Source organism: Streptomyces sp. cf386, assembly GCF_900103585.1.
Lineage (GTDB): Bacteria > Actinomycetota > Actinomycetes > Streptomycetales > Streptomycetaceae > Streptomyces.
Map to the genome: position 1 here is coordinate 459,347 of NZ_FNHV01000002.1, position 23,662 is coordinate 483,008.

A 23,662-nucleotide genomic window follows, 5' to 3' on the forward strand; every position below is an offset into this window, starting at 1 on the left:
CGGGGGCCGTACGGGCGCCGTGTCCGGGTGACGGCTCACGGTTCGACAGGCGCACGCGGCGCGTGTGCGGCACATGGAGGAGGCATCGGTGGCGGGCGAGTCCCCCGACAGGTCGAAGCAACGCGAGTCGTCGGCAGAACCGACGTCGGGGAGCACGGGACCGGTTCCCGAGTCCACCCCCACCCCCACCCCCACCGAGAGGCCCGACCCTCGGCTGGCCATGACCCGCGAGACCCCCGCCCCGACCGCACCCCAGGGCGGCGTGGACACGGCAACGAGGATGCTGACGCGCCGCGAGCTGGAGGTTGTGCGGGCGAGGCTGGCGGAGGCCGAGGGTGCCGAGGGCGCCAGCGCTGAGGCCGAGAGTGCCGGGGCTGAGGCCGGGGGTGCCGCGGGTGCTGGGGCGGGGTCCCGGGGTGCCGAGGGCGAGGACGTGGTTGTCGGGGGCGTCCGGGGCGCGAGCGCGGAGACTGGGGCCGAGAGCGGCGACAGCGGCGATGCGGTGGCCGGGGGCTCCGAGGGCGCCAGCGCGGCTGGCAGTGCCGGGGATGTGAAGGCTGACAGCGCCGACGCCGTTGCCGGGGACTCCGAGGATGCGAGCGCCGATGCCGGGGCCGACAGTGTCGACTCGGCTGAGGGCTCGCAGGATGCCGAGGCGCAGGGTGACCAGGGCACTGCCGCGGGTGACGATCGGCTGAGGGCCGCTGTGGCGGCTTGGGTGGCCTCCACGGACGCGAAGGGCGACAAGCCGGTGCCGGGCGCAGACGAGGGTGCCGAGGCGTCCGACGAGGCCGACGAGGCCGACGACGCTGCGGTGGCTTCCGGTGCCGATGCACGGGGCGACGCGGATGCCGGGACGGCGTCGAAGGCCGACAGCTCGGCCGAGGGCGAGGCCGAGGCATCCGGCACGGCCACCGACGCCGAGCCCGCCGAGGCTTCCAGTGATGGCGGCGAGACCTCTGCGGCGTCCAGCGACGCCGACGAGCCCGCCGAGGCCTCCGGCGATTCCGACAAGACCTCCGCTGCTTCCGGCGACGCCGACGGCGCCGACGCGGCCCCCAAGCCTCCCGCCGCCGAGGGTGCTGACACGGCCGAAGACACCGCCGAGGCCGGCGAAGCCGCCAAGGGCGTCGGCGCGGCCGAAACCCCCGCCGCTGACGGCACCCCCAAGGGCGACACCCCCGCCGACGGCGAGGCCGCCCCTCCGGGGCCACCCGCACCCGACGACGAAAGCGGTACAGGTGGTGCGGGTGGGAACACCAAGGCCGAAGGCGGAGCCGAGGCCGTCGATCAGGCGACCGCCGTCTTCAGGGCCGTACGCCCCACTCCCACCAAGCCCCCGGTCGACCACCCCACCACCACGCTCAAGGCCCCCAAGCCCGCAGCCGAGACCCCCGCCGAGCGCACCAGCAAGTTCGTCGCGCTCAAGCCGGACATCCGGTATGACACCCCCAAGGCGCCTGAGGCGCCCAAGGCGCCCGCGGTACCCAAGGCCCCCACCCCGGACGTCACCGCCGCCATCCCCCAGGTCGGCCCCGAGCGCACCGCCCAGCAGCCGCTGCCGCCCAGGCCCCCGCTCGACCTGCTCGCCGAGCTGACGAACACGCCCCCACCCCCGGACACCCCCGTCCGCACGGCCCTCCGGCGGGTCAAGATCTGGACCCCCCTGGTCCTGCTCCTCGCGATCATCTTTGCGATCGCGCAGGCCGTCCGCCCCCTGCCCACCCCCACCCTCGCCCTCACCGCCGAGGAGTCGTACACCTTCGACGGCAGCAAGGTGTCCCTCCCGTGGCCCGGCGAGGGCCAGGGCTGGATGGACGTCAATGGCATCGGCACGATGGGGGACTTCGGCAAGCAGACCCCCGTCGCCATCGGCTCCGTCGCCAAGGCCATGACCGCGTACGTCGTCCTCAAGGACCACGCGCTGAAGACGGGCGAGGACGGCGAGAAGATCGAGGTCGACGCCCTGGCGGAGAAGGAGGGCGGCTACGACCAGGACGGCGAGTCCACCCTCAACACGGTCAAGCAGGGCGACACCATCACCCTGCGGGACGCGATCGCGGCCATCATGATCCCGTCCGCGAACAACATCGCCCGCCTGCTGGCCCGTTGGGACGCCGGTTCCGAGAAGGCCTTCATCGAGAAGATGAACGCCGCCGCCAAGGAACTCGGCATGACCAACACCACGTACACCGACGCCTCGGGTCTGAAGGAGTCCACCGTCTCCACCGCCGAGGACCAGGTGAAGCTGGGCAACGAGCTCGTCAGGATCCCGGCGCTGATGGAGATCACGTCCATGGGCCAGTGGATCGATCCGTCCGGGCAGAAGTGGTACAACTACAACTATTTGGTGCCCTACAACGGCGCCATCGGCATCAAGACCGGCACGACCACCGCGGCCGGCGGCAATCTCCTCTTCGCCGCCCGCAAGGAGGTCGGCGGCGAGACCGTGACGCTCGTCGGCGCCATCCTCGGCCAGCACAAGGCGCCGATCATCCAGACCGTCAACGACGTCAGCAAGGTCGCGATGCTGGCCGCCCAGGACGAGCTGAACTCGGCGAAGATCCTCAAGAAGGGCGACGTCGTCGGCTACGTCGACGACGGACTCGGCGGGAGTACCCCGGTCGTCCTCACCAAGGACGTCACCGCCGTCGGCTGGGCGGGCTTCAAGGTGAAGCTCTCCTTCGACGCCGACGACGTACCGCACACCGCGAAGGCCGGCACCAAGGTGGGCACGCTCACCGTCGGTGACGGAACGGACGGCGCAGTCAAGGTTCCGGTGGCCCTCCAGAGCGACCTCGCCGAACCGGGCTTCACGGACAAGCTGACCCGCATCGGCTGATCCGTCCGGCACCTGGCCCGCACCCGCCGACGGAACTCGTCGGCGGGCTGCGTGCTAGCGTCACGAATCGGGCAGGTCTTCGCTCACAAGGCATGGCCGCGAAACCCTTGGAGACAGGGCCGTCAACACACGGGAAACGGGACGCGGCCAGAACAGAAGACGGGACAGTACGGGGAGTGCCTCAAAGGTGGCCACTGCGGAGCCGACACGCGCAGACGACGCCGATCCGGGACGGGGAGCCGGTCCGCGAATACGCGTGCCCGCACCGCGTCGGGGAGAACGCCCGACCCCTCCGGAGGACAGACCTCCGTCACGTCTGACCGCCGCCGTCCGCACCCTGCGCGAGCGCCTGCTGAGGCGTCCGGTGCTGTCGATCACGGCCCTGGCCGGACTCCTCCACATCATCTGGTTCTTCACGTTCGCGAACAGCGGCGGCGACCTCGCGGCCCAGGACGCCTGGGCCGAGTTCGTCGGCCGGCACCCGGACTCTGCGTACAACCTGGCCTGGTACGGCGGGATGCACCCGGTGTCGTACAGCGTCGTCTCGCCGTATCTGATGTCGGTCCTGGGTGTCCGTACGACGATGATGATCGCCGGCACCCTCTCCGCGGGCCTGCTGACATTGGTCCTGCTCCGCAGCCGATCGGTACGCAACCCGCTCTGGGCCGCGCTCGCCGGGGTCTTCGGGCTGGTCGCCAACGCGATATCCGGGCGGGTGACCTTCGGTCTGGGCACGATGTTCGCGCTGGGCGCGGTCGCCGTCGTGTTCTGCTGGCCGTACCGCTGGCGCTACAAACGGTGGGCGAAGGCCCTGTGCGCGGCCCCGCTGGCCGCGCTCGCCACCATGTCGTCGCCGGTGGCGGGGCTGTTCGTGGGCTTCGTCGCGGTCGCGCTGTTCCTGCAGAAGCGGCGGCCGGGAGCGTGGGCGCTGGGCCTGGCGCCGACCGCCGTGGTGGCCGTGTCCGCGTGGCTGTTCCCCTTCTCCGGCACCCAGCCGATGGTGATCGGCTCGGTGCTCCTGCCGTTGCTGCTCTCGGTCGTGACCTTCGTGATCGCTCCCAAGGAGTGGAAGACGGTCCGGCTGGTGTCGGCGGTCTACGGCCTCGCGGTCATCCTCGTCTGGGTGGTCAGCTCGCAGATCGGGTCGAACATCACCCGGCTCGCGATGCTGTTCGGCGGGGTGGCGCTGGTGGCGGTGCTGCCGTTCACGGTGCCGCGCTCGCGCCAGTGGTACGCGGGTGTGCTGGCGCTGGTCACCTTCGCCGGGTGGATCGGCTACAAGACGATCGACGACATCATCCACGCCGCCCCGGAGGCCGCCTGGGCGCGCGAGCTGGCGCCGCTGGTCAACGAGCTCCAGGAGGTCGGCGCCGAGAAGGGCCGGGTGGAGGTCGTGCCCGCCCGCTCGCACCGCGAGGCCGCCGCCCTCGCGCCGTACGTCAACCTGGCCCGCGGCTGGAACCGCCAGGCCGACATGGAGCGCAACCCGCTCTTCTACGACGACACCCTCAACTCCGCGAACTACCACGAGTGGCTGAAGCGCTGGGCCGTGCACTACGTGGTCCTGCCGAAGGACGAGCCGGACCCCACGGGGGCCATGCGTGAGCGCCAGCTGGTGCAGCGCGGTATGCCGTACCTGAAGCAGGTGTGGGGCGACGCCAACTGGCAGCTGTTCAAGATGATCGACCCGGCGCCGCTCGCCGAGCCGAACGCGGTCGTCGAGCGGGCCGAGCAGGGCGAGATGACGATGCGGGTGAGCAAGCCCGGCCGGATCCTCATCCGCATCCCCTACTCGCCCTGGCTGAGCATCGTCGACGCCGAGGGCAAGAAGCTCGACCCGCCGCAGGAGACCGAGGCGTCCAAGAACCGGCCCGAGGGCGAGACGAAGACGTACGACAACGTCAACGGCTGCCTGATGGAGACGGAGGAGGACGCCTTCGGGGACCAGTGGACGATGCTGCTGGCCCCGAAGGCCGGCACCTACCGGCTGGCGGCGCCGTACGCCGTGGTGCGGGGGACGCCCTGCCCGGAGGAGCTGCGCCCGGAGTGAGCCCCGGCGCAGCCCGTCCCGGTCCCCGTTGTCGCCCCGGTCACCGCACCGGGAACGCCACGTCGCAGACCGGGTCCTCGGCGCCCGCCGCGTCCCAGTCCGCGAAGTAGACCTCGCGGCACGGCCCGGCCTGCCACAGCCCCTGGTGGGGGATCCACTCCTCCACCGCTTCGAAGGCGGCCAGGATCTGCGGATGGGCCACCTGTGCCTTGGTGATCCGGGTGTACGCGAGCCGCTGGGCGGGCTCGACGCGCACCTTCGTCTCCCGGGTGCGGCCCTGCCGCTCGACCCAGGCCCGGGCCGCCGCCTCGTCGGCCACCGGCACACACGACTCGGCCGGTCCGTCGCTCTCCATCGACACATCGGAGTGGTACACGACGAACGGCGGCGCCGTGATGCCGCCGCACGCCTTCGCCGCCTCCTCCAGGCGGCCCAGCGACGCGCCGATCCACGCGGGCAGCTCACCCGCCAGCACATGCCGTATCTCGGTGATCAGCACCTGCTCGGGCACGTCCACCGTCTCGACCACGAACTTTCCGTACATCTCGGAGCTCCTCCCCGACAGTCGTCCACGGAGGTACTCGGCGAGCGTCCGCTGCCCCGCCACCCGCGCCTCGACGTCCGCCCAGTACGCGGCGAGCCGATCGGCGGCCGTGGCCCCGTCCGGTGCCTCGACGATCTCGGCGATCCGGGCGAGCGGCATGTCCAGCTGGCGCAGGAGTGCCACGAGGCGGGCGCGTTCGATCTGGTCGGAGCGGTAGTAGCGGTAGCCGCTGAGCTCGTCGACATGCGCCGGGGCCAGCAGCCCGAGGCGGTCGTAGAGCCGCAGTGCCTTGGCCGACAGCCTGGCCCGCGCGGCGAACGCGCCGATGGTGAGCAGTTCGTCGTCCACGGCCTCATCCTCCGTCACCGGGCGGCTCTTCCGCCCGGTGCGAAGGAGGTTCGACCCTGCCCCTGGGGCAAGGTCAACGCCTCTCAGACGAGGGCGCCTTCCAGCGCCGAGACGACCTCCGCCGACTCCGGCTCGGTCTGCGGCGAGAAGCGGGCGACGACCTCGCCGTCCCGGCCGATCAGGAACTTCTCGAAGTTCCAGCGGATGTCACCGCTGTGCCCCTCGCCGTCGGCGAACCCGACCAGGCGCTCGTACAGCGCGTGCCGGCCCTCGCCGTTCACCTCGACCTTCTCGGTCAGCGGGAAGCTCACGCCGTACGTCGCCGAGCAGAACTCGGCGATCTCCTCGGCGCTGCCGGGCTCCTGCCCGAGGAACTGGTTGCAGGGCACGCCGAGCACGGTGAAGCCGCGCTCCGCGTACTGCTCCTGGAGCTTCTCCAGGCCGGTGTACTGCGGGGTCAGACCGCACTTGGAGGCCACGTTCACGACGAGCACGGCCTTGCCGGAGTACTGGGAGAGGTCCGCGGGGCCGCCCTGGAGGGCACCGATCTCGACGTCGAGGGGGGATGCGTTGGTGTCAGCAGTCATAAGCGGATGCTAACTCCGGTAGGTGTCGGTCCGACGTGAGGCCTCGACGAGTACGGTCCCGGCCGCCGTCCGCTCGTACAGCACCGACCGCCCCGCCCGCCGCCGCTCCACCAGCCCCGCGTCCAGCAGGACCTTCAGATGGCGGCCGACCGAGCCGAGCCCCTGGCCGGTCACGGCGACCAGCTGCGTCGTGCTGAGGGGGGAGTCGAGCAGGACGAGCACGGCGGCGCGGGCGGGCCCGAGGAGGGCGCCGAGGCCCGCGGGGACCGTCCGCGCTCCGGGGTCGGCGAGGGCGCCCGCGCAGGGGTAGACGAGGGCGTACCGGCCGGGCTCCTCCCAGGACACCCAGCCGCCCTTCGGCGTGACCGGCACGAACAGGAGCTCGGCCCCGGCGATCTCGCGGGGCGGGTACTCATGCAGGTTGACCTGGAGCCGGTTGTCGCCGAGCCAGCGGGTGCGCCCCGGCCGCAGCGAGTCCAGCACGGCCGCCCAGCCGCCCCGGCTCACCTGCGCGATCCGTGCGACCACATCGGCCTCCAGGACGCGCCGACGCCGGTCCCAGTCCGGTCGTACGGCCTCGGTCCAGATGTGTTCGAGGAGCGCGGCGGCGCGTTCGGGCAGGTCGTCCCGGTCCAGTACGGCGGGGAGGGGCCCGGCGAGGGAGACGGTCAGGTGGGCGCGGGCCGCGCCGGGGTCGGCCGCGCGTACCCGTGCGACGCCTTCCTCGAAGGTCTCCCCGTCCCTCGGGGCCGGGGTGAGGAAGTCGGCGATCCAGTCCCGCCCGAGCCCGGCCCGCACCAGCCGTGCGGTGACCGGGTCGGCGGCCAGCCGGGCCCGGTAGCCGGGCAGCCGGGCGTCCAGCCAGGCGCGTTCGCCGGGGTGGGCGGCGGCACCGGAGTGCAGCAGCTTCAGCGCGGCGAAGGTCTCGGCGAGGGGCGAGAGCACGAACCGGCTCGCGGCAAGGGTGTCGGCGTTGATCTGCCACCAGCCCATGGGCGCCTCCGCCACCTTTCGCGTCTCCGCGAAACAGTATCGGGCCGTCGGCCGACCTGCGGAGACTCCGCGCATGCGCAGCTACCAACACCTCTTCCGCACCCCGGAGTTCACCTCGTTCTTCGTCGCCTCCGCCGCCCACACCGCGGCCCAGACGATCGCCGGTCTGGCGCTCGGCACGCTCGTCTACCGGGCGACCGACTCGCCGCTGCTGTCGGCGGTGAGCATGTTCGGGCCGCAGCTGGCGCAGGTGCTCGGGGCCACGTTCCTGCTGTCGGGCGCCGACCGGCTGCCCCCGAGATCGACCCTCACCGGCATCGGCCTCGCCTTCGCGGCCGGTACGGCGGTGCTGGCGCTGCCCGGTCTGCCGATCGGGGCGGTCTTCGCCGTCGTCCTCGTGCAGGGCCTGATCGCCTCACTGGGCGGGGGAGTGCGCTGGGGTCTGCTGACCGAGATCCTCCCCAAGGACGGCTATCTGCTGGGGCGTTCGGTCTTCAACATGCTGTCCGGGCTCATGCAGATCACCGGGTTCGCGACCGGCGGCGTCCTGCTCACGGTCCTGTCCCCGCACACCTGCCTGCTCATCGCGGCGGCGCTGTACGCCACGGGGGCGCTCGGCGTGCGCCTGGGCCTGACCGCCCGCCCGCCGCGCTCCTCGGGCCGCCCCTCCGTCGCGGTGACCTGGCGCACCAACGCGCTCCTGTGGTCCTCGCGCCCGCGCCGCCTCACCTACCTCGGCCTGTGGATCCCCAACGGCCTCGTCGTCGGCTGCGAGTCCCTCTACGTCTCCTACGCCCCGCACGCCGCCGGTGTGCTGTTCGCCTGCGGGGCGCTGGGCATGCTCGTCGGCGACGTCACCGTCGGCCGCTTCGTGCCGCCGGAGCTGCGCCCCCGGCTGGCCGTACCGCTGCTGTTGCTGCTGGCCACGCCGTATCTCCTCTTCTTCCTGCGTCCCTCGGTCCCGCTCGCCGGAGTCGCCGCGGCCGTGGCCTCGGTCGGCTTCGGGGCGAGCCTCGTGCAGCAGGAGCGGCTGATGGCGGTGACGCCGGACGAACTGAGCGGCCATGCACTGGGGTTGCACTCCGCCGGGATGCTCACCATGCAGGGCGTGAGCGCGGCTCTCGCGGGCACGGTGGCCCAACTGACGTCCCCGGCAACCGGGATGACGGTGATGGCGGCGGCCTCGATCGCGGTGACGCTGGCCCTGGCGAGCGCCCAGCGCCCGTCCCGGTCGGCCAAGAGGGGAGTTATTCCCACCGACTTCTCGGGCCGACCCTCGTAAGAATGAGGGCACGGGCGCTTGGGCCCACCTGCCGCGCAGGCAACGGAGAGGAGCACGTCGTATGGACCGCACGCCGGACGGGATCAGGGGGTTCTCGATCGCGGCAGGACTGCTGGGGCTACGACGGGCGACCTCCCTGTGGTGGATGTCCCTGGCGGCCCTCGGCCGGTCCCTGGCGGTCTCGGGGGCGATCCTGCTGGTGGGGCCAGGCCTCGGCATGGTGCCGCGGGCGATGGAGGGCGTGCGCGCACTGGCCGCCCGGCGGCGTGAACTGGCGCTGCGCTGGGCGGGGGTGGAGATACCCGGCCCGCCCGGCCCGCTGCCGCCCGTGCCCGTGGGTGCCTCCGGGGCGGTCGCCCGGCAACGGTGGATCATGAGTGACCCGCAGACCCGGCGGGAGTACGTCTGGGTGCTGGTCGACCCGCTGGCCGGGGCGTTCCTCGTCTTCCTCCCGGTCGCGCTGGTCCTCAGCGGGGTGTGGGGCGTCTTCCTGGCCTTCTTCGGTGTTCCGCTGTCCGTCGAGTGGGACGGCTTGTGGTACCAGTTCATCCCGATCGAGGGGCAGGCGACCGCCGTACTCGCCGGTGTCCTCGGCGTGCTGCAGCTTCCGCTCGCCCTGTGGTCGGCGCCGCGCGTCGTGCACCGGCACGCCCTGTACACCCACGCGATGCTCGCCCCGAGCGAGGCCGAGCTGATGGCCGGGCGCATCCAGCACCTCACCGCCACCCGCTCCGACGCCGTCGACACGCAGATGGCCGAGATCCGCCGTATCGAACGCGACCTGCACGACGGCGCCCAGGCCCGCCTGGTGGCGATGGGCATGACCCTGGACGCCGCCGAGCATCTGCTGGAGACCAACCCCGAGGCCGTCCGGGCCCTCCTCATCGAGGCGCGCGAGTCGTCCGCCAAGGCCCTTGAGGAACTGCGCGACCTGGTCCGCGGCATCCATCCGCCGGTCCTCGCCGACCGTGGACTCGCCGACGCGGTAAGGGCGTTGGCGATGGTCAGCCCGGTCCGCACCGAGGTGCAGGTCGATCTGCCGGGCCGCCCGGAGATGCCGGTCGAGTCGGCCGCGTACTTCGCGGTCTCCGAGCTGCTGGCCAACGTCGCCAAGCACTCCGGCGCCGACCGGGCGTCGATCGACATCCACTACGATCACGGCGCGCTGCGCATCACCGTCACCGACGACGGCCAGGGCGGCGCGGACGCCTCGCGCGGCAGCGGGCTGCGGGGCATCGAGCGCCGGCTCGCCACCTTCGACGGGGTGCTGGCCGTGAGCAGCCCCGTGAACGGACCGACCCTGGTGACGATGGAGCTTCCGTGCGCATTGCCCTCGCCGAAGACCACTTCCTCCTGAGGGAGGGACTCGTCCGGCTGCTCGGCGCGTACGGCCACGAGGTCGTCGCCGCCGTGGACAACGGTACGGAGCTGCTGGACACGCTCGTCAGGGAGCGGCCGGACGTCGCGGTCGTCGACGTCCGGCTGCCGCCGACGTTCACGGACGAGGGCCTGCGCGCGGTGCTGGCGGCCCGCGAGCGGCTGCCGGATCTGCCGGTGCTGCTCCTCTCCCAGTACGTGGAGCCGCTCTACGCCCGCGAGTTGCTGGCCGGTGGCGGCCGGGGCGTCGGCTATCTGCTGAAGGACCGCGTCACCAACGGCACCCAGTTCCTGGACTCCATCCGCCGGGTCGCCGAGGGCGGCACCGCGATGGACCCCGAGGTGGTCGCGAAACTCATGGTCCGCAAGGAGCGCGACGCGGCCGTGGGCAGCCTCTCGGAACGCGAGCGCGAGGTCCTTCAGTGGGTGGCGCAGGGGCGCTCCAACGCGGGGATCGCACAGGGCCTGTTCATCTCGGAGAAGGCCGTCGCCAAGCACATCGGCAACATCTTCGCCAAGCTGGGCCTGCTGCAGGCGGATGCGGACAACCGGCGGGTGTTGGCGGTGCTGGCGTATCTGGATCAGTGACGGGCACCGGCGCCACGATGGATGGCCAAAACATCACCGTGCGTGAGGTGATTCATCGTCAACTCCAGCATGTTCAGGGGGAGTTGGCCTAGGTTGGTTGCGGATTTGACCACCGGAACCGATCCCCACCCCAAGCCCACTGATCCCCGCCGAGCCCCAGGAGGCCCCGCCGTGCCCGACCCCGACACCTCCAAGCCGCACTCCGCCCGCTTCTGGAACTACTTCGTCGGCGGCAAGGACCACTACGAGGTCGACCGGCAGATCGGCGACGAGATCAAGGAGATCTTCCCCGGCCTCGTCGACGTGGCCGTCACCAGTCGCCGGTTCCTGGGCCGCGCCGTACGCCACCTTGCCGGTGAGGCGGGCTTACGGCAGTTCCTGGACATCGGCACCGGACTGCCGACCGCCGACAACACCCACCAGGTGGCCCAGCGCGTGGCGCCGGACGCGCGGATCGTGTACGTCGACAACGACCCCGTCGTGCTGGCCCACGCGAGCGCCCTGCTCACCAGCACCCCCGAGGGCATCACGACGTTCCTGGACGCCGACCTGTACGACCCCGAGCGCGTCCTCGAGGCCGCCGCGGGCACGCTCGACCTCTCCCGCCCGGTCGCCCTGATGATCCTCAACACGCTCGGCCATGTCGCCGACCACGACCAGGCCCTCGACCTGGTACGCCGCCTGCTGGCCGGCCTCCCCTCGGGCAGTCATCTGGTGATCAGCGACAGCACGGCCACGAGCGAGGGCATGATCGCCGCGTCGGAGGCGTACAACGCGAGCGGCGCCGTGCCGTACCACGTCCGCAGCATCGGCGAGATCGCCGCCTTCTTCGACGGGCTCGACCTGGTGGACCCGGGCATCGTCCAGGTACCCGAGTGGCGCCCCGACGCCCTCGGCCCGGCGGACCCCGCGACGGCCGCGGTCGACGCGTACTGCGGGGTGGGCCGCAAGCCCTGAGCCGTGTGGCGCGCTCACCGGCCGGCCCGGCAGGGGCGGCGTTCACTCACCGCCCTTGTTCGACGTACTCCTTGAACTGCTCCAGATCACCCCGGACGAGCCGCTCGATCGCGTTCGCCTGAGCGAACCCCTTGGGCCCGCCGAAGGTCTCCCGGACCGTGCCGGGGTCGTACTCGACTCGCGCCTGGACCCGGGTGTTCCCCTGGTCGATGGGCAGCAGCGAGAAGGAACCCGCCAGCCGGGGATCGCCCGTGGTACGCCACTCCAGCACGCGTTCCCCCGCCCGGTCCGACACCTCGGCCTGGACCTCCCGGGCCCGCCCCCCGGCCTCGACATCCAGCCGCGCCCGTCCGCCCGACTCCGTACGGGCCCCGCGCACACCTGCCAGAAACTGGGGATAGTTCTCGACCCGGTGCAGATCGTCCCAGGCCCTGTCGATCGGAACGCCGACATCCACGTGTTCTTCGAGGGTGCTCATGGCCCACCTCCACGTCCGGCTCACGAAGCATGACCTTCTGCTTCCAGTGTGCGCCCGGCGCGCCTGCCCTTCCTTGTCCCGCACGTCATCGCGCCCGGGCGTCCCCCTCCAGTCCGCCCACCCGCGCGAACACCGCCCCGCCCTTCGGGCACGCCCCCACCGCCGTACCGTCGACGACCCGGGCCTGAAGCGGATGCGTGTCCGGATGGTCCGGACAGTGCGGCCAGACCGCCGCCACACCCTCCGACCACAGTGCCTCCACCGCCCACTCCTGCACCTGATCCGCGAGGCTCGCCAGCCGCTGTGCCGTCGCCCGGGCACTGGGTACCCCGCAGGGCCTGCGCGCCGTGGTCAACGCGGCGGGTATCTACCCGCCCACCCTCCTCGCCGATTTCGACGAGACGACGTACCGGCGCGTCTTCGACGTGAACGTCCTCGGCACCCTCAACGTGACCGCCGAAGCGGTCCCCGCGCTGCGCGCGGCGGGCGGCGGTACGGTCGTCAACTTTGCCTCGATCGACGCCTTCGCCGTCTCCCCCGGCCAGCTGATCTACAGCGCCTCGAAGGCCGCCGTCGTCTGTCTGACCCGTTCCCTCGCCGACGAACTCGGCCCCGACGGCATCGTGGTCAACGCCGTCGCCCCCGGCTGGGTCGACACCCCGGGCACGCGCGCGGGGGGCCGTATGGCACAGGCCGTGCAGGCCGTCCCGCTGGGCCGGGCGGCTCAGCCCGAGGAGATCGCCGACTGGGTCTGGAAGCTGTGCCACGGCACCTATGTGACCGGCGAGACGCTGGTCGTCAGCGGCGGCCTGACGGTGCGCTGAGCGCCGGCCGCGCGATCGTCGTAACAGTCCGGGTTCCACCAGGCGGCACGTGACGCACAAGGGCGGCGCCGACCTCGACCCCAAGGGCCGCTCCGATGTCGAGATCGGGTCGTCGTGTCTGGCATCGACGGAGAACTGCTCTAGGACATCAAGGAGGTCCGCCGCGCCCGGATCAAGGAGTACGCGCGGACCAGGACCCGGGCCCGGCATGGAGGGGCCCAGGCTCCGTCTGGGGCGTACCGTGCTCGGTCGCGTTGCCCTGCCCAATCCGGAACGAACTCGACGAGCACGCGGCGGCGGACTCTGCCGGTCCAGGGAGTCGTGGCGGTCGCCGACCCGATGCTGGATCTCGGGGTGGTGTGACCGGGCACCGGAAGGCCACATGAGAACACCCCACGGAGATCACTCCGAGGGGTGTTGTCTTCCGCGTTCTGCCTGTTCAGGCACTGTGCCCCTCAGCCTCGAACGCGAGGGTCTCGTCTTCCCCGAAATCCGGGGCCTGGAAGGGGTCTGTCGTCGGAGGCGGCAGTGCTGTGACAGGACTGTGGGTTGCCCCTTCCGGAGCGGAGAACAGCGAGGTCGGATCGATGAGAGGTCTCCATTCGTGCCGGTCCCCGAGGGGCCGGCAGGCCGTGACTGGGTACAGCGCGGTCTTACAGCTTGGTCATCTTGGCGTACGGGCTCAAGATCCGTTCTTGCGTCGAGCCGAAATCCACGAGTACCGCGATTCCGTCCTCGATGCCGATGACCCGGCCGAGGCCGTACATGTCGTGTGTGACCTGGTCGCCCACGGCAAAGTGCTTGGGAGCCGGCGTGACCGGGGCCTTGAAGGGGCTGGTGGGCAGATGGCGCTTAGGTGCAGCAGGCTTTGTCATTGCCCCCAGTATGCGCCTGTCGGCAACCGGCTCCCTACGGTCGTTCACGTCCGCTGTTCGGCGCGGGCCCGGATGGAGGCGATTGGGGGGCTTGGTCCTGGGGGTCCGGGGGCGGTGTCTCCCGGAGGGGGAGGGGCTCAGTTGGGCCAGGTCCACCTGGAGGGGCAGAGGGAGATCCGCCTGCGGGGCGATGTGGTCTCCGCCCCCGGTCGGGGAGTCTGCACGTCAGGATCGGCCAGAACAGGACCGGCAAGCAGAGGAAAGGCAGCATGGAAGCGATCAAGGCGCCCGACTGGAACACCGTGGGAATCCTGGGGGCCGCCCGGGGCGTGCGGGCGACCGGCGAGGAAGCCATCGGTACCGAGCACCTGCTTGCCGGCATCACCACGGCCAAGGGGGCCGCTCGCGAAGCACTCGCGGACGAAGGGGCGACCAAGACCGCACTGCTGGCGGTGTTGCGGGACAGGAATGACCGGGACGCCGCGTGGAGCGGTGCCGACGACGTCGAGGGAAGCGTTGCCGCGCGGGACGTGCTGGGCGAAGACGGTGATCGGCGCATCCGCTTCACGGGCGCCGCGGCCAGGGCGCTGACCGCAGCGATGGAGCAGGCGCGACGGGATGGCGCGGCGAAGTTCGGCGGCGCTCATCTGCTGCGGGCACTGCTGGAGGAGGACAACCGCGCGGCGGAGATGCTGGGCGTCTGCGGTGTCTCACCGCAAGCCGTACGCGCCCGCCTCGACGGCGGCACCGGGGGCCGGGAGGACGACCTCACCCCCCTGCTGCACGCCACGCGCGACGTCCTTCTCGGCCGTAAGCAGTATCGTCACCTGCCCTTCTGGAAGCGGTGGCTGGTCAAGAGCGGCGGGACCAACTTGGCGTCGAGGCCTGCCTGGTGGGTCGGCATGGAGACCTACGAGCAGGCACGTCGCCTCGGCAACGGCACCGTGGGCACCGAGCATGTCCTGCTGGCGATCCTGGCCACCCACGAGGTCGCGCGCCGGTACCCGCATCTGGCGGGGGAGAGGGCTCCGGCTCCCGACACCCGCTACACGGGCGGTGAGTGGCTGGCCCGCCTGGGCATCGACTACGCCTCGGTGCACAGCGCGGTGAAAAGCGATCGCATCCGACTGACGGCCGACGCCCGGCCCGTCGAGCAGTACATCGACGAGGCGGCCGGCCCGAACACGGCGACTCCGACCGACTCCGGCGGCAACCCGACCCCCGACCCGGGCACCGGCCCCCTGGTCGAGACCCTCCTGAGCGAGCAGACCCGCGCCCGACAGTTGATCGACGCGCTGACCGCCACTCCCGGCGACTGAGGCCGCCGGCCCACTACTGGTCCACTAGTCCACCCGCTCAAGGGTCAGGCCACTGCGAGCGGGCTCCGCTCGCCAGAGAGCCGCCGGCTGGGGGCAGGACTGGAGGAAGCGGCGGATCCGGCCGAGCGCGGCGTTTCTGGGTGCGCCGATCTCGTCGAAGTCGAACCCGGTGTCCTGAGGGCCGAGGCTGTCGAGGTCGGCCCAGGCCGGGTCCTCGGCGAAGGTGAGCAGAAGTTCCACCTGCCAGTACTCCGGCTGCGTATGGGGATCGTCGCGCGTACCGGCCTCGGTGACGGCCAGCTGCCGGCCGAAGGACAGAGCAGGTTGGTCGTCGTTCCAGCCCCACCTGCCCCATGAGACGATGAAGCCGTCGCCATCGTTCTCGGGCCCCTCGATCCCCGCGATCTCGATCTGGAGGAACTCACCGAACGCCTCCCACGCGGCCTCGACATCACGTACGGCGTCGGGATCGATCCCACGCTGCCTGAAAACCTGTGCGAACGCGTCGGCGCTGGACTCCCAAGGAATGGGCATGCGGGATGCTATCGCTCGGCACAGACTGGGTGCGCTGTACGCGGAGCCCCAAGTCCCGTTGCCGTGACACCTATTGACGCCCATGTTCAACGGACGTAAATTCGCGGCAAATCTGAGAGCGCTCTCAAGTTTCGTCCGGTCCGTGATGAGTCATCCCCTTCCGTCGCGATGACATGAGGTGCAGTCCATGCCAGCCCCCCACACCAGATCCGCCGCGGTGCTGCTCCTGGCCACCGCCCTGGCCGCCGTAGGACTCGGTCCTGCGGCCGTCCCGGCGGTGGCCGCCACCGTCCCCGTAGGCTCCGGCAGTTACTCCGACAGCCGCCCCGCCGGTACGTCGGGCCCCACCACCAACACCGGTACTCCGGTCCTCCCCAAGGTCACCGCCGCCGCCAAGGACCGGCCGGTGCCCACCAACGACTGGTGGTCCTCCCTCGCCTTCCAGCGCTACGGCGACAACCCGTACTCCACCCCGATGTACGGCCATCCCCTCACCTACCAGGCCGGCTCCGGCGGACTCGACGTCGGCTACCCGACGAGCCCCGCGATCGTGGGCGACGGCCGCCAGTACGAGTACGCCCACAAGCGCGACCTCACCATCGGCCTCGCCGGGCTCAACTCCCCCGACACCAAGGCGGACGACTGGTCCGACTGGACGGTCACCCCGTACTGGTCCGACGGCACCCGCACCCTGCGGACGACGATCGGCCACGGCATGCCCTTCGTCTACGCCAAGGGCTCCGGCGGTGACGCCCGGATCACCACCGCGGAGGCGCCCACCGTCTTCGCAGACCAGGGCAGCGTCCTCGGCATCACGGTCGCCGGCCACCACTACGCGCTGTTCGCGCCGACCGGCAGCGACTGGAACGTCTCCGGCTCCACGATCAGCGCCGGCCTCGGTGCGAAGGACTACTTCTCCGTGGCTGTCCTCCCCACCACGGACGCCCTCGCCACCTACCGGAAGTACGCGTACAGCTTCGTCACCGGCTCGACCGTGAACTGGAGCTCCACCGGCGGCACCGTGAAGGCCACCTACACGCTCACCACCGAGGCCAAGGAGGGCACCGAGCGCGGCACGCTGCAGGCCCTCTACCGCCACCAGTGGCTGAACACCACCGACGCCCTCACCGCGTACACCTACGTCTCCCCGCGCGGCACCATGAAGGTCCGCGAGTCGGCCTCCTTCACCACCGGCCGGCCGGCCTCCGCCGTGCTGCCCACGCTGCCGAAGCCGAGTGACGTCGACGCGGCCCGGCTCAAGGGCTATCTGAACGAGGTCGCGAACGCCGCCGACCCCTTCTCCGGCGCCACCGACACCTACTGGACCGGCAAAGCGCTCGGCAAACTCGCCCAACTGGTGCCGCTGGCCGACCAGATCGGCGAGGGCGCGATCCGCGACAAGCTCCTCGGCCTGATCAAGGGCCGCCTCCAGGACTGGTTCACCGCGGGCGGCGCGAACGAGTTCTCCTACGACAGCGCCTGGAAGACCCTCACCGGCTACCCCGCCTCCTACGGCAGCGACACCGAGCTCAACGACCACCACTTCCACTACGGCTACTACGTCTACGCGGCCGCGATCGTGGCCCAGTACGACCAGGCCTGGGCCGCCGACTCGGCCTGGGGCGGCATGGTCGAGACCCTGGTGCGCGACACGGCCAACCCCAGCCGCACCGACAGCGCCTTCCCCTTCCTGCGCGGTTTCGACGTCTACGCCGGACACAGCTGGGCCTCCGGGCACCAGGGCTTCGCCGCCGGCAACAACCAGGAGTCGTCGTCCGAGTCCACCAACCTCAGCGCCGCCCTCGTCCTGTGGGGCTCGGCCACCGGAGACACCGCCCTGCGTGACCTCGGCAGCTATCTGCTGACCACGGAGTCGGAGGCGATCGCCCAGTACTGGTTCGACGCCGACGAGCAGGTCTTCCCGTCCTCCTTCGGCCATGACACCGCCGGCATGGTCTGGGGCAGCGGCGCCGCCTACGCCACCTGGTGGACCGCCAACCCCGAGGAGATCCACGGCATCAACGTCCTCCCCGTGACCAGCGGTTCCAGCCTCCACCTCGGCGGCGAGAAGGCCGCGATCCGACGCAACCTCGCGGAGCTGGAGCGGGAGAACGGCGGCCCGGCCGTCGAATGGCGCGACATCCTCTGGGAGTTCCAGTCGCTCGCCGACCCCGCGGCGGCGAAGGCCAAGTGGGACGCCGGCAACGCCGCCTACACCCCGGAGGAGGGCGAGTCCAAGGCCCACACGTACCACTGGCTGAGCGCCCTGAACGAGTACGGCGCCCCCGACGCGACGGTGACCGGCGACCTCCCCACCTCGGCCACCTTCACCAAGGGCACCGTCCGGACGTACGTCGCCCACAACCACGGCGCCACGGCACGCACGGTCACCTTCTCCGACGGCAAGACCCTCTCCGTGCCCGCGCGTTCGACGGCGACGACCACCGGTACCGGGAGCGGCGACCCGGACCCGGACCCCGAACCCCCGACCGGAAACACCTACCAGCTCCGCTCCGGCGGCACGCTCACCACCGCGACCGGCGGCACGGCGGCCGGCGACACCCTCCCCTCGGCCGGCGGCGCCAACCACGACGGCACCCCGCACCAACCGCTCGTGTACGAGATCAAGGGCGTCAACGGCACCCTCACCCCCGGCGCCGCCACGACCTTCCGCCTCCAGGTGGACGCGGACACCACGGTCGGCCTCGGCCAGCAGGCCAGGATCAGCTACGACCTCACGGGCGACGGCACGTTCGACCGAACCGAGACGTACCAGTACTTCGCCACCGACCCGGTCACCGGCTGGGAGGAGTACACCCAGTCCCGCGGCCTCAAGGCGACCACCGGCACCCTCGGCAACCTGAGTGGCGGAACCGTACGACTGGAGGTGTGGAGCGCCATCGGCAACGGCACGTCCCGGCTCCAGACCGGCACGGACCGGTCGGTGGTGGTGATCCCCTACGGCTGACCTGTGACTCCCCACGGCTGACACTCCTTTCCCGTACAACCCTTCAGGCTCACCAGAGGTCATCTCTGAGCCCGTACGTATGTCCTGGAGAGGAATCCATGTCCCGGCCCCACCACAAGCGCTCCCGGCGTCCCCTCGTCCTGGGCGCCACCGCCGTCGCGGCCGCCCTGGCCGGTGGCCTGCTCATCACCCTGCCCGGCGGCGCGAGTGCCGCCGCGTCGGGTCTCGCCGACGACTTCAACGGTGACGGCTACCGCGATCTGGCGACCGGCGCCCCGGGGGCCGTCGCGGGCGGGAAGGCGAAGGCGGGCGCCGTGGTCGTCAACTACGGCTCGTCGAGCGGGATCAGCGCCGCGCGGCACAAGACCACATCGCAGACTTCCTCCGGTGTGCCGGGCGACTCGGAGGCCTCCGACCGCTTCGGCACCGAACTCGCGCACGGTGACCTCAACAGAGACGGCTACGGCGATCTCGTCGTGGGCACACCGCTGGAGGACGTCGGCAGCGATGCCGACGGCGGTTCGGTCACGATCCTGTGGGGCGGCTCGTCCGGTCTGTCGGGCGGCACGTCGATCAGCGACCCGAACGCGTCGGGCCACGACCGGTTCGGCCAGTCGCTCGCGGTCGGTGACTTCACCGGTGACGGGAAGGTCGATCTGGCGGTCGGTTCCACCGGCAAGGACGTGTGGATCTTCAAGGGCGGCTTCACCAAGTCCGCCGGCGCGGCCGGGAAGCTGCGCTTCGACGCGCAGATCGAGTCCGGCTCGTACCCCAACGGCGCCGTCCAGCTGGCCGCCGGCGACTTCGACAACGACGGGGCGGACGACGTGGTGGTCGGGTCCTCCGCGGGCAACTTCGTCTACCTGGGCGCCTCGACCGGGCCCGCGCTGCAGACCGAGGTGGGCCCTGGGTACGCGAGCGCGCTCACCGCGGCCGACTTCGACCGCGACGGGCACGACGATCTGGTCGTCGGCACCGATTCCCCCGAGGTCCTGGACCAGACGGCGGAGGGCGGTTACGTCACCGTGTTCCACGGCGGCGCGGCGGGCGTCGACACCACGCGCAGCACCGTCTTCACCCAGGACACCGCGGGTGTGCCGGGCGCGGACGAATCCTGGGACTTGTTCGGTAGCACACTCGCCGCGGGCGACGTCAACGGTGACCGCTACCCGGACCTCGCCGTCGGCGCGGTCTTCGAGACCGTTGGCTCCGCGAGCCACACAGGAAGCGTCTGGGTGCTGCGCGGCAGCGCCTCCGGCCTGAAGGCCACCGGTGCCCAGTCCTTCAACCAGGGCACCTCGGGTGTCCCGGGCGCCAACGAGCCATCGGACATGTTCGGCGACGCCATCCACCTCGCCGACCACAACAAGGACGGCCGCGCCGATCTGTCGGTGGGCGCGGGCGGCGAGAACAGCGACGACGGCGCCGTATGGGTCCTGCGCGGCTCCACCGGAGGCATCACGACCACCGGCGCGGTGAGCTTCGGTGCGGGGTCCGTGGGCATCGGGAAGTCGGGGGACGACCCCATGTTCGGGGACGTCATGTCGGGCTCCTGATGTCCGGCTCCTGACCAGGTAGGCAGACAGCCGGAAGGGGCGGCCCCGGAGGACTCCGGGGCCGCCCCTTCCGTCGTGCTGACTTACAACGCACCAAAGGCGGTCAGATTCCATGGTTCCGGCATGAACGGATCGGGCCCGTCCGCCGTATTCTTACCCGATCGAGGTGCGCATTCGGCCGATTGCCTCGGTCTTCATGGGGTTTGCGCATACGGCCGTTCGCACTGCGGCCACGGGGGATGAGAGGCAGCAACCATGGCGGCTACGAGCAACACGCTGCGCGGCGGCACCGTGCTTCCGGTGGACGCGGCGCGCTGGGCGATGTGGACCTTCGTCCTCGTCAACGTGGTGATCATCGAGGCGCTGTTCCTCAGCGCCGGTTCGGGCAAGAACAGCGTGCTCACGGTCGCGAAGTTCTTCGGACTGCACGCGGCCCTGCTGATGCTGTTCCAACTGCTGCTGGTGGCCCGGCTGCCATGGCTGGACCGCCGTATCGGAATGGACCGGCTCACGGTGTGGCACCGCTGGGTCGGCTTCACCCTGCTGTGGACCGTCCTCACCCACGCCACGCTGGTGGTGCTCGGCTACGCGACGCTCGACGACACGTCCATGGCGAAGACGTTCGTCGCCCTGAGCGGGGTGCCGGCCTCCCTGCTGGGCATGCTGGCCGCGGCCGTCATCGTCGTGATCGCCGTGATCTCCACCCGTGCCCTGCGGCGGCGGCTCCAGTACGAGGTCTGGCACGGTCTGCACCTGCTGCTCTACGTGGCCCTGGGCCTGGCGTTCGTCCACCAGTTGCAGGAGACCACGACCTTCACGTCCTCCGCGTTCGCCACGGCCTACTGGTGGATCCTGTGGCTGTTCGCCTTCGGCGCCCTGCTGACCGGGCGTCTCGCCGTGCCGCTGTGGCGCAACGCCTACCACCAGTTCCGCGTGACGGCCGTGGTGCCGGAGTCGGACCAGGTGGTCTCCGTGTACGTCACCGGCCGCCACCTCGACAAACTCCCCGCCCGCGCGGGCCAGTTCTGCATCTGGCGGTTCCCCGGGCACAACCACTGGTGGCCGGCCAACCCCTTCTCCCTGTCGGCGGCGCCCGACGGACGGGGGCTGCGCCTCACGGCGAAGGCGGTCGGCAGCGCCAGCGCCGGCCTGCGTGACGTCCCCGTCGGCAGCCGCGCCTTCGTCGAGGGACCGTACGGGGCTTTCACCTCGCTGCACCGGACCCGGCCCGGCGCCCTGCTGATCGCCGGCGGCGTGGGCATCACGCCCGTGCGGGCGATGCTGGAGGAACAGGGCTCCGGTGACGTCGTCGTGCTGTACCGGGTCCGCAGTGAGGCCGACGCCGTCCTCCTGAACGAGGTGCGCCACCTGGTCGCGCTCCGCGGCGGGCGGCTGCACCTGCTCACCGGCAGGACAGCCGAGGGCGGCACCCCGCCGTTCGCCCCGGACAGCCTGCACCGACTGGTCCCCGACGTCACCGAACGCGACGTGTACGTCTGCGGCCCGCCCGCCATGACCACGGCGGTGCTGTCCGCCCTGCGGGACCTGCGGGTCCCGGCGCGACAGGTGCACGCCGAGCGGTTCGGCCTGGCCTGACGGGAAGGACCCCTGACCGTGATGACGGACGAAACGAACGAAGCGGAGCCCACGGTCCCCGACTCGGTGGTCATCGACCTGACCGGGGTACGGGACGCCGAGGAACTCCAACGGCTCCTTCAGCGGGAGCTGATGTTCCCCGACTTCTACGGCCGGAACTGGAGCGCCTTCTGGGACGCGATCACCGGCCTCGTCGAACTGCCGCGCGAGCTGACCTTCACCGGGTGGGCCGCCTTCTCGGCGGCGCTCCCGGCGGAGGCCCGGAAACTGCGTGGACTCCTCGACGACTACGCCGACGAATACGGCCAGTACTTCACGGTCCCGCGCCGCATCCGCTACCAGTAGCGCCCACCCACCCGAACGTGGACTCGTGCCGGGTCAGCCGAGCCAGTCCGCGGCGTAACCGTCGTAGGTACCGTCGTGGGTGGCCAGGTGGACCCACTGGTCGACGTACTCCTTGAACTCCTCGTCGCCACGTGGCAGGACGTATGCCTTCTCGCCGAAGGTGAACGGCTTGTCGGGGTTGATCGCGCAGAGTTCCGGGTGAAGCCTGGACTGGTACTCGGTCTCGCTGCCATCGGTGATCATCACATCGGCGCGGCCCGCGATGATCTCGTCGAAGATCGTGGTGTTGTCGGTGTGGGTGATGACCGTGGCCTGGCGGATGTTGGCCTTGGTGAACGCCTCGTTGGTGCCACCGGGGTTGACGATCACCCGGACACCCGGCCGGTCGATCTCTTTCAGGGACTGGTACTTGCTCTTGTCCTCGCAGCGGGCGATCGGGGCCTTGCCGTCGACGAGGTAGGGCGTGCTGAAGTACGCCTTGCGCGCTCTGGCCAGCGTCACGGAGACGCCTCCCATGCCGATGTCGCACTTGCCCTCGGTCAGGTCGTCCATGAGCTCGGCCCAAGTGGTGGCCACGAACCGGGGCTTCACCCCCAGGCCGGTCGCCAGATTCTTCGCCATGTCGATGTCGATGCCGGTGTACGACTTCGTGGCGGGGTCCAGATGGCTGAACGGCCGGTAGTCACCGGTGGTGCACACGCGCAGCACCCCGCGCTCGGGCACCTTGTCCAGGAGGCTGCTGGAGTGGTGCCGACCGGACGGGCCGGCCTCGGTGCCTGCCTGGGTGGCGTAGGCCGTTCCGCCGATGGCGGTGGCGAGCGCGAGGGCGAGAGCGGTCAAGGTGGTTCTGCGGTGCATGGCTTCACTTCCTGACCGGGGACAAGGCGGGTGCTTCTCGCGGCTTCGTTACCCAGTCGATCACGCCCCGAACGCGGAACCCGCCCCTCACCGGCAAACCTTCACCACCCACGTCGTCCAGGACGGCCACCTGGACGGCAAAGGCCACCTACCGAGATCGGTAGGTGGCCTTCGCCCTTGCAGGCCGGACGGCGCTGGAGCTACTTGCCGAGGACGACGGTGTTGTTGCAGCCCTGGCTCGACCCGAGGTTGGTGGTCTGCGAGCCCGGCGAGCCTTCGCCGTTGTCCCGGTTGCCCTCCCGGCCGTTCTCGACCCCGGACTGGCCCATCACGTCGACGTTCTCTTCGGTCGTCGAGCAACTGGTGCTCTGGTTGATCAGGAGCGTCTGGCTCTCCTTGCTCTGCTCCTTCTCTCCCTTCTTGTGCTTGTGCCCGTGCTTCTGCGAGTGCTTCTGTGAGTGCTTCTGTCCGTGATCGCGCCCATGCCCGTCGGCGTAGGCGGTGCCGGTGCCGGTGCCGAGGAAGCCGATGGCGCTGATGAGGACGGCCACGACAGCGGTCTTGCGAGACTTGCGCATGTCTTCTCCGAGCGTTGAAGCGGACGCGTACGCGAATCCGCCACGTCATAAGGTGACGAGAGGTTAATGCGCAAATGTCTGAAATCTGCTTGACGGCACGCCGGATCGTCTGACCAACGAACAAGGGAGTCGGCCCCCTGCCGGCCCAAGTCCCCTGTACGGC

At 70.9% G+C, this 23,662-nt stretch carries 21 protein-coding genes; 12 read left to right on the forward strand and 9 right to left on the reverse strand.

The genetic code is table 11. The features are described from left to right. The first annotated feature begins 220 nt into the window (after window positions 1-220). Both BLU79_RS06320 and BLU79_RS06325 read left to right on the forward strand, forming a co-directional pair. The gene (locus BLU79_RS06320) at window positions 221-2,842 is read left to right on the forward strand and encodes a serine hydrolase (protein WP_371131815.1); all 2,622 of its coding nucleotides are present in this window, start codon (window positions 221-223) and stop codon (window positions 2,840-2,842) included. Between the two features lie 187 nt (window positions 2,843-3,029). Further along, a complete protein-coding gene (locus BLU79_RS06325) occupies window positions 3,030-4,892 on the forward strand; it encodes a hypothetical protein (RefSeq protein WP_093904601.1) in 1,863 nt (620 codons plus the stop codon). Between the two features lie 40 nt (window positions 4,893-4,932). On the opposite strand, the gene BLU79_RS06330 is transcribed toward BLU79_RS06325, so the two are convergent. The 3 genes from BLU79_RS06330 to BLU79_RS06340 form a co-directional block, all read right to left on the reverse strand. Further along, a complete protein-coding gene (locus BLU79_RS06330) occupies window positions 4,933-5,802 on the reverse strand; it encodes a MerR family transcriptional regulator (protein ID WP_093904602.1) in 870 nt (289 codons plus the stop codon). A gap of 65 nt (window positions 5,803-5,867) precedes the next feature. Beyond that, window positions 5,868-6,371, reverse strand: a complete 504-nt coding sequence (locus BLU79_RS06335; protein WP_093904603.1) for a glutathione peroxidase — start codon at window positions 6,369-6,371, stop codon at window positions 5,868-5,870. Window positions 6,372-6,380: 9 nt separating this feature from the next. Further along, entirely contained in the window at window positions 6,381-7,364 is a 984-nt protein-coding gene (locus tag BLU79_RS06340; protein ID WP_093904604.1) for an ArsR/SmtB family transcription factor, read from the reverse strand. 73 nt (window positions 7,365-7,437) lie between these two features. Here BLU79_RS06340 and BLU79_RS06345 point away from each other — a divergent pair, with 73 nt between their 5' ends. The 4 genes from BLU79_RS06345 to BLU79_RS06360 all read left to right on the forward strand — a co-directional run bounded on the left by BLU79_RS06345 (window position 7,438) and on the right by BLU79_RS06360 (window position 11,568). Continuing rightward, entirely contained in the window at window positions 7,438-8,646 is a 1,209-nt protein-coding gene (locus BLU79_RS06345) for an MFS transporter (protein ID WP_093904605.1), read from the forward strand. A 61-nt stretch (window positions 8,647-8,707) separates the two neighbouring features. Then, a complete protein-coding gene (locus BLU79_RS06350) occupies window positions 8,708-10,003 on the forward strand; it encodes a sensor histidine kinase (protein WP_093904606.1) in 1,296 nt (431 codons plus the stop codon). Beyond that, window positions 9,967-10,611, forward strand: coding sequence for a response regulator transcription factor (locus BLU79_RS06355; RefSeq protein ID WP_093904607.1), 645 nt, complete (start codon window positions 9,967-9,969; stop codon window positions 10,609-10,611). Before BLU79_RS06350 ends, BLU79_RS06355 begins: the two co-directional genes overlap by 37 nt. A gap of 171 nt (window positions 10,612-10,782) precedes the next feature. Beyond that, window positions 10,783-11,568, forward strand: coding sequence for an SAM-dependent methyltransferase (locus tag BLU79_RS06360; protein WP_093904608.1), 786 nt, complete (start codon window positions 10,783-10,785; stop codon window positions 11,566-11,568). A 46-nt stretch (window positions 11,569-11,614) separates the two neighbouring features. Here BLU79_RS06360 and BLU79_RS06365 read toward each other — a convergent pair whose 3' ends face one another. Beyond that, complete coding sequence (locus BLU79_RS06365) at window positions 11,615-12,046, reverse strand: SRPBCC family protein (RefSeq protein WP_093904609.1); 432 nt, start codon at window positions 12,044-12,046, stop codon at window positions 11,615-11,617. Between the two features lie 85 nt (window positions 12,047-12,131). Then, on the reverse strand, window positions 12,132-12,308 hold the full coding sequence (locus tag BLU79_RS48095) for a hypothetical protein (protein WP_177000889.1): 177 nt from the start codon (window positions 12,306-12,308) through the stop codon (window positions 12,132-12,134). A gap of 85 nt (window positions 12,309-12,393) precedes the next feature. Here BLU79_RS48095 and BLU79_RS06370 point away from each other — a divergent pair, with 85 nt between their 5' ends. Then, on the forward strand, window positions 12,394-12,870 hold the full coding sequence (locus BLU79_RS06370) for an SDR family NAD(P)-dependent oxidoreductase (protein WP_256333172.1): 477 nt from the start codon (window positions 12,394-12,396) through the stop codon (window positions 12,868-12,870). 653 nt (window positions 12,871-13,523) lie between these two features. Here the strand turns inward: BLU79_RS06370 and BLU79_RS06375 are convergent. Continuing rightward, window positions 13,524-13,745: a hypothetical protein gene (locus BLU79_RS06375; protein WP_093904611.1), complete on the reverse strand. Its 222-nt coding sequence runs from the start codon at window positions 13,743-13,745 to the stop codon at window positions 13,524-13,526. A gap of 269 nt (window positions 13,746-14,014) precedes the next feature. Between BLU79_RS06375 and BLU79_RS06380 the strand changes: the two genes are divergently transcribed. Beyond that, complete coding sequence (locus BLU79_RS06380) at window positions 14,015-15,064, forward strand: Clp protease N-terminal domain-containing protein (RefSeq protein ID WP_093904612.1); 1,050 nt, start codon at window positions 14,015-14,017, stop codon at window positions 15,062-15,064. 24 nt (window positions 15,065-15,088) lie between these two features. Here BLU79_RS06380 and BLU79_RS06385 read toward each other — a convergent pair whose 3' ends face one another. After that, window positions 15,089-15,598, reverse strand: coding sequence for a hypothetical protein (locus tag BLU79_RS06385; protein WP_093904613.1), 510 nt, complete (start codon window positions 15,596-15,598; stop codon window positions 15,089-15,091). 187 nt (window positions 15,599-15,785) lie between these two features. On the opposite strand from BLU79_RS06385, the gene BLU79_RS06390 reads away from it, so the two are divergent. The 4 genes from BLU79_RS06390 (at window position 15,786) to BLU79_RS06405 (ending at window position 22,063) form a co-directional block, all read left to right on the forward strand. Continuing rightward, window positions 15,786-18,566, forward strand: coding sequence for a glycosyl hydrolase (locus BLU79_RS06390; protein ID WP_093904614.1), 2,781 nt, complete (start codon window positions 15,786-15,788; stop codon window positions 18,564-18,566). A gap of 98 nt (window positions 18,567-18,664) precedes the next feature. Continuing rightward, window positions 18,665-20,122 carry an FG-GAP-like repeat-containing protein gene (locus BLU79_RS06395; protein WP_093904615.1) on the forward strand — a complete coding sequence of 486 codons (1,458 nt, stop codon included), beginning with the start codon at window positions 18,665-18,667 and terminating at the stop codon, window positions 20,120-20,122. Between the two features lie 255 nt (window positions 20,123-20,377). Next, window positions 20,378-21,718, forward strand: a complete 1,341-nt coding sequence (locus BLU79_RS06400) for a ferredoxin reductase family protein (RefSeq protein WP_177000890.1) — start codon at window positions 20,378-20,380, stop codon at window positions 21,716-21,718. A 21-nt stretch (window positions 21,719-21,739) separates the two neighbouring features. Next, window positions 21,740-22,063 carry a barstar family protein gene (locus BLU79_RS06405; RefSeq protein WP_093904616.1) on the forward strand — a complete coding sequence of 108 codons (324 nt, stop codon included), beginning with the start codon at window positions 21,740-21,742 and terminating at the stop codon, window positions 22,061-22,063. Window positions 22,064-22,096: 33 nt separating this feature from the next. On the opposite strand, the gene BLU79_RS06410 is transcribed toward BLU79_RS06405, so the two are convergent. Both BLU79_RS06410 and BLU79_RS06415 read right to left on the reverse strand, forming a co-directional pair. Next, complete coding sequence (locus BLU79_RS06410) at window positions 22,097-22,921, reverse strand: transporter substrate-binding domain-containing protein (RefSeq protein WP_093904617.1); 825 nt, start codon at window positions 22,919-22,921, stop codon at window positions 22,097-22,099. Between the two features lie 200 nt (window positions 22,922-23,121). Next, window positions 23,122-23,499, reverse strand: coding sequence for a hypothetical protein (locus BLU79_RS06415; protein ID WP_093904618.1), 378 nt, complete (start codon window positions 23,497-23,499; stop codon window positions 23,122-23,124). Window positions 23,500-23,662: the final 163 nt, after the last annotated feature.

Excerpts from the sequence above, each read along its gene's own strand:
- BLU79_RS06320 (WP_371131815.1), top strand. The coding sequence starts at position 221 with ATGACCCGCGAGACCCCCGCCCCGACCGCACCCCAGGGCGGCGTGGAC.
- BLU79_RS06335 (WP_093904603.1), bottom strand. The coding sequence starts at position 6,371 with ATGACTGCTGACACCAACGCATCCCCCCTCGACGTCGAGATCGGTGCC.
- BLU79_RS06340 (WP_093904604.1), bottom strand. The coding sequence starts at position 7,364 with ATGGGCTGGTGGCAGATCAACGCCGACACCCTTGCCGCGAGCCGGTTC.
- BLU79_RS06345 (WP_093904605.1), top strand. The coding sequence starts at position 7,438 with ATGCGCAGCTACCAACACCTCTTCCGCACCCCGGAGTTCACCTCGTTC.
- BLU79_RS06350 (WP_093904606.1), top strand. The coding sequence starts at position 8,708 with ATGGACCGCACGCCGGACGGGATCAGGGGGTTCTCGATCGCGGCAGGA.
- BLU79_RS06365 (WP_093904609.1), bottom strand. The coding sequence starts at position 12,046 with ATGAGCACCCTCGAAGAACACGTGGATGTCGGCGTTCCGATCGACAGG.
- BLU79_RS06375 (WP_093904611.1), bottom strand. The coding sequence starts at position 13,745 with ATGACAAAGCCTGCTGCACCTAAGCGCCATCTGCCCACCAGCCCCTTC.
- BLU79_RS06380 (WP_093904612.1), top strand. The coding sequence starts at position 14,015 with ATGGAAGCGATCAAGGCGCCCGACTGGAACACCGTGGGAATCCTGGGG.
- BLU79_RS06385 (WP_093904613.1), bottom strand. The coding sequence starts at position 15,598 with ATGCCCATTCCTTGGGAGTCCAGCGCCGACGCGTTCGCACAGGTTTTC.
- BLU79_RS06390 (WP_093904614.1), top strand. The coding sequence starts at position 15,786 with ATGCCAGCCCCCCACACCAGATCCGCCGCGGTGCTGCTCCTGGCCACC.
- BLU79_RS06395 (WP_093904615.1), top strand. The coding sequence starts at position 18,665 with ATGTCCCGGCCCCACCACAAGCGCTCCCGGCGTCCCCTCGTCCTGGGC.
- BLU79_RS06400 (WP_177000890.1), top strand. The coding sequence starts at position 20,378 with ATGGCGGCTACGAGCAACACGCTGCGCGGCGGCACCGTGCTTCCGGTG.
- BLU79_RS06405 (WP_093904616.1), top strand. The coding sequence starts at position 21,740 with ATGACGGACGAAACGAACGAAGCGGAGCCCACGGTCCCCGACTCGGTG.
- BLU79_RS06410 (WP_093904617.1), bottom strand. The coding sequence starts at position 22,921 with ATGCACCGCAGAACCACCTTGACCGCTCTCGCCCTCGCGCTCGCCACC.
- BLU79_RS06415 (WP_093904618.1), bottom strand. The coding sequence starts at position 23,499 with ATGCGCAAGTCTCGCAAGACCGCTGTCGTGGCCGTCCTCATCAGCGCC.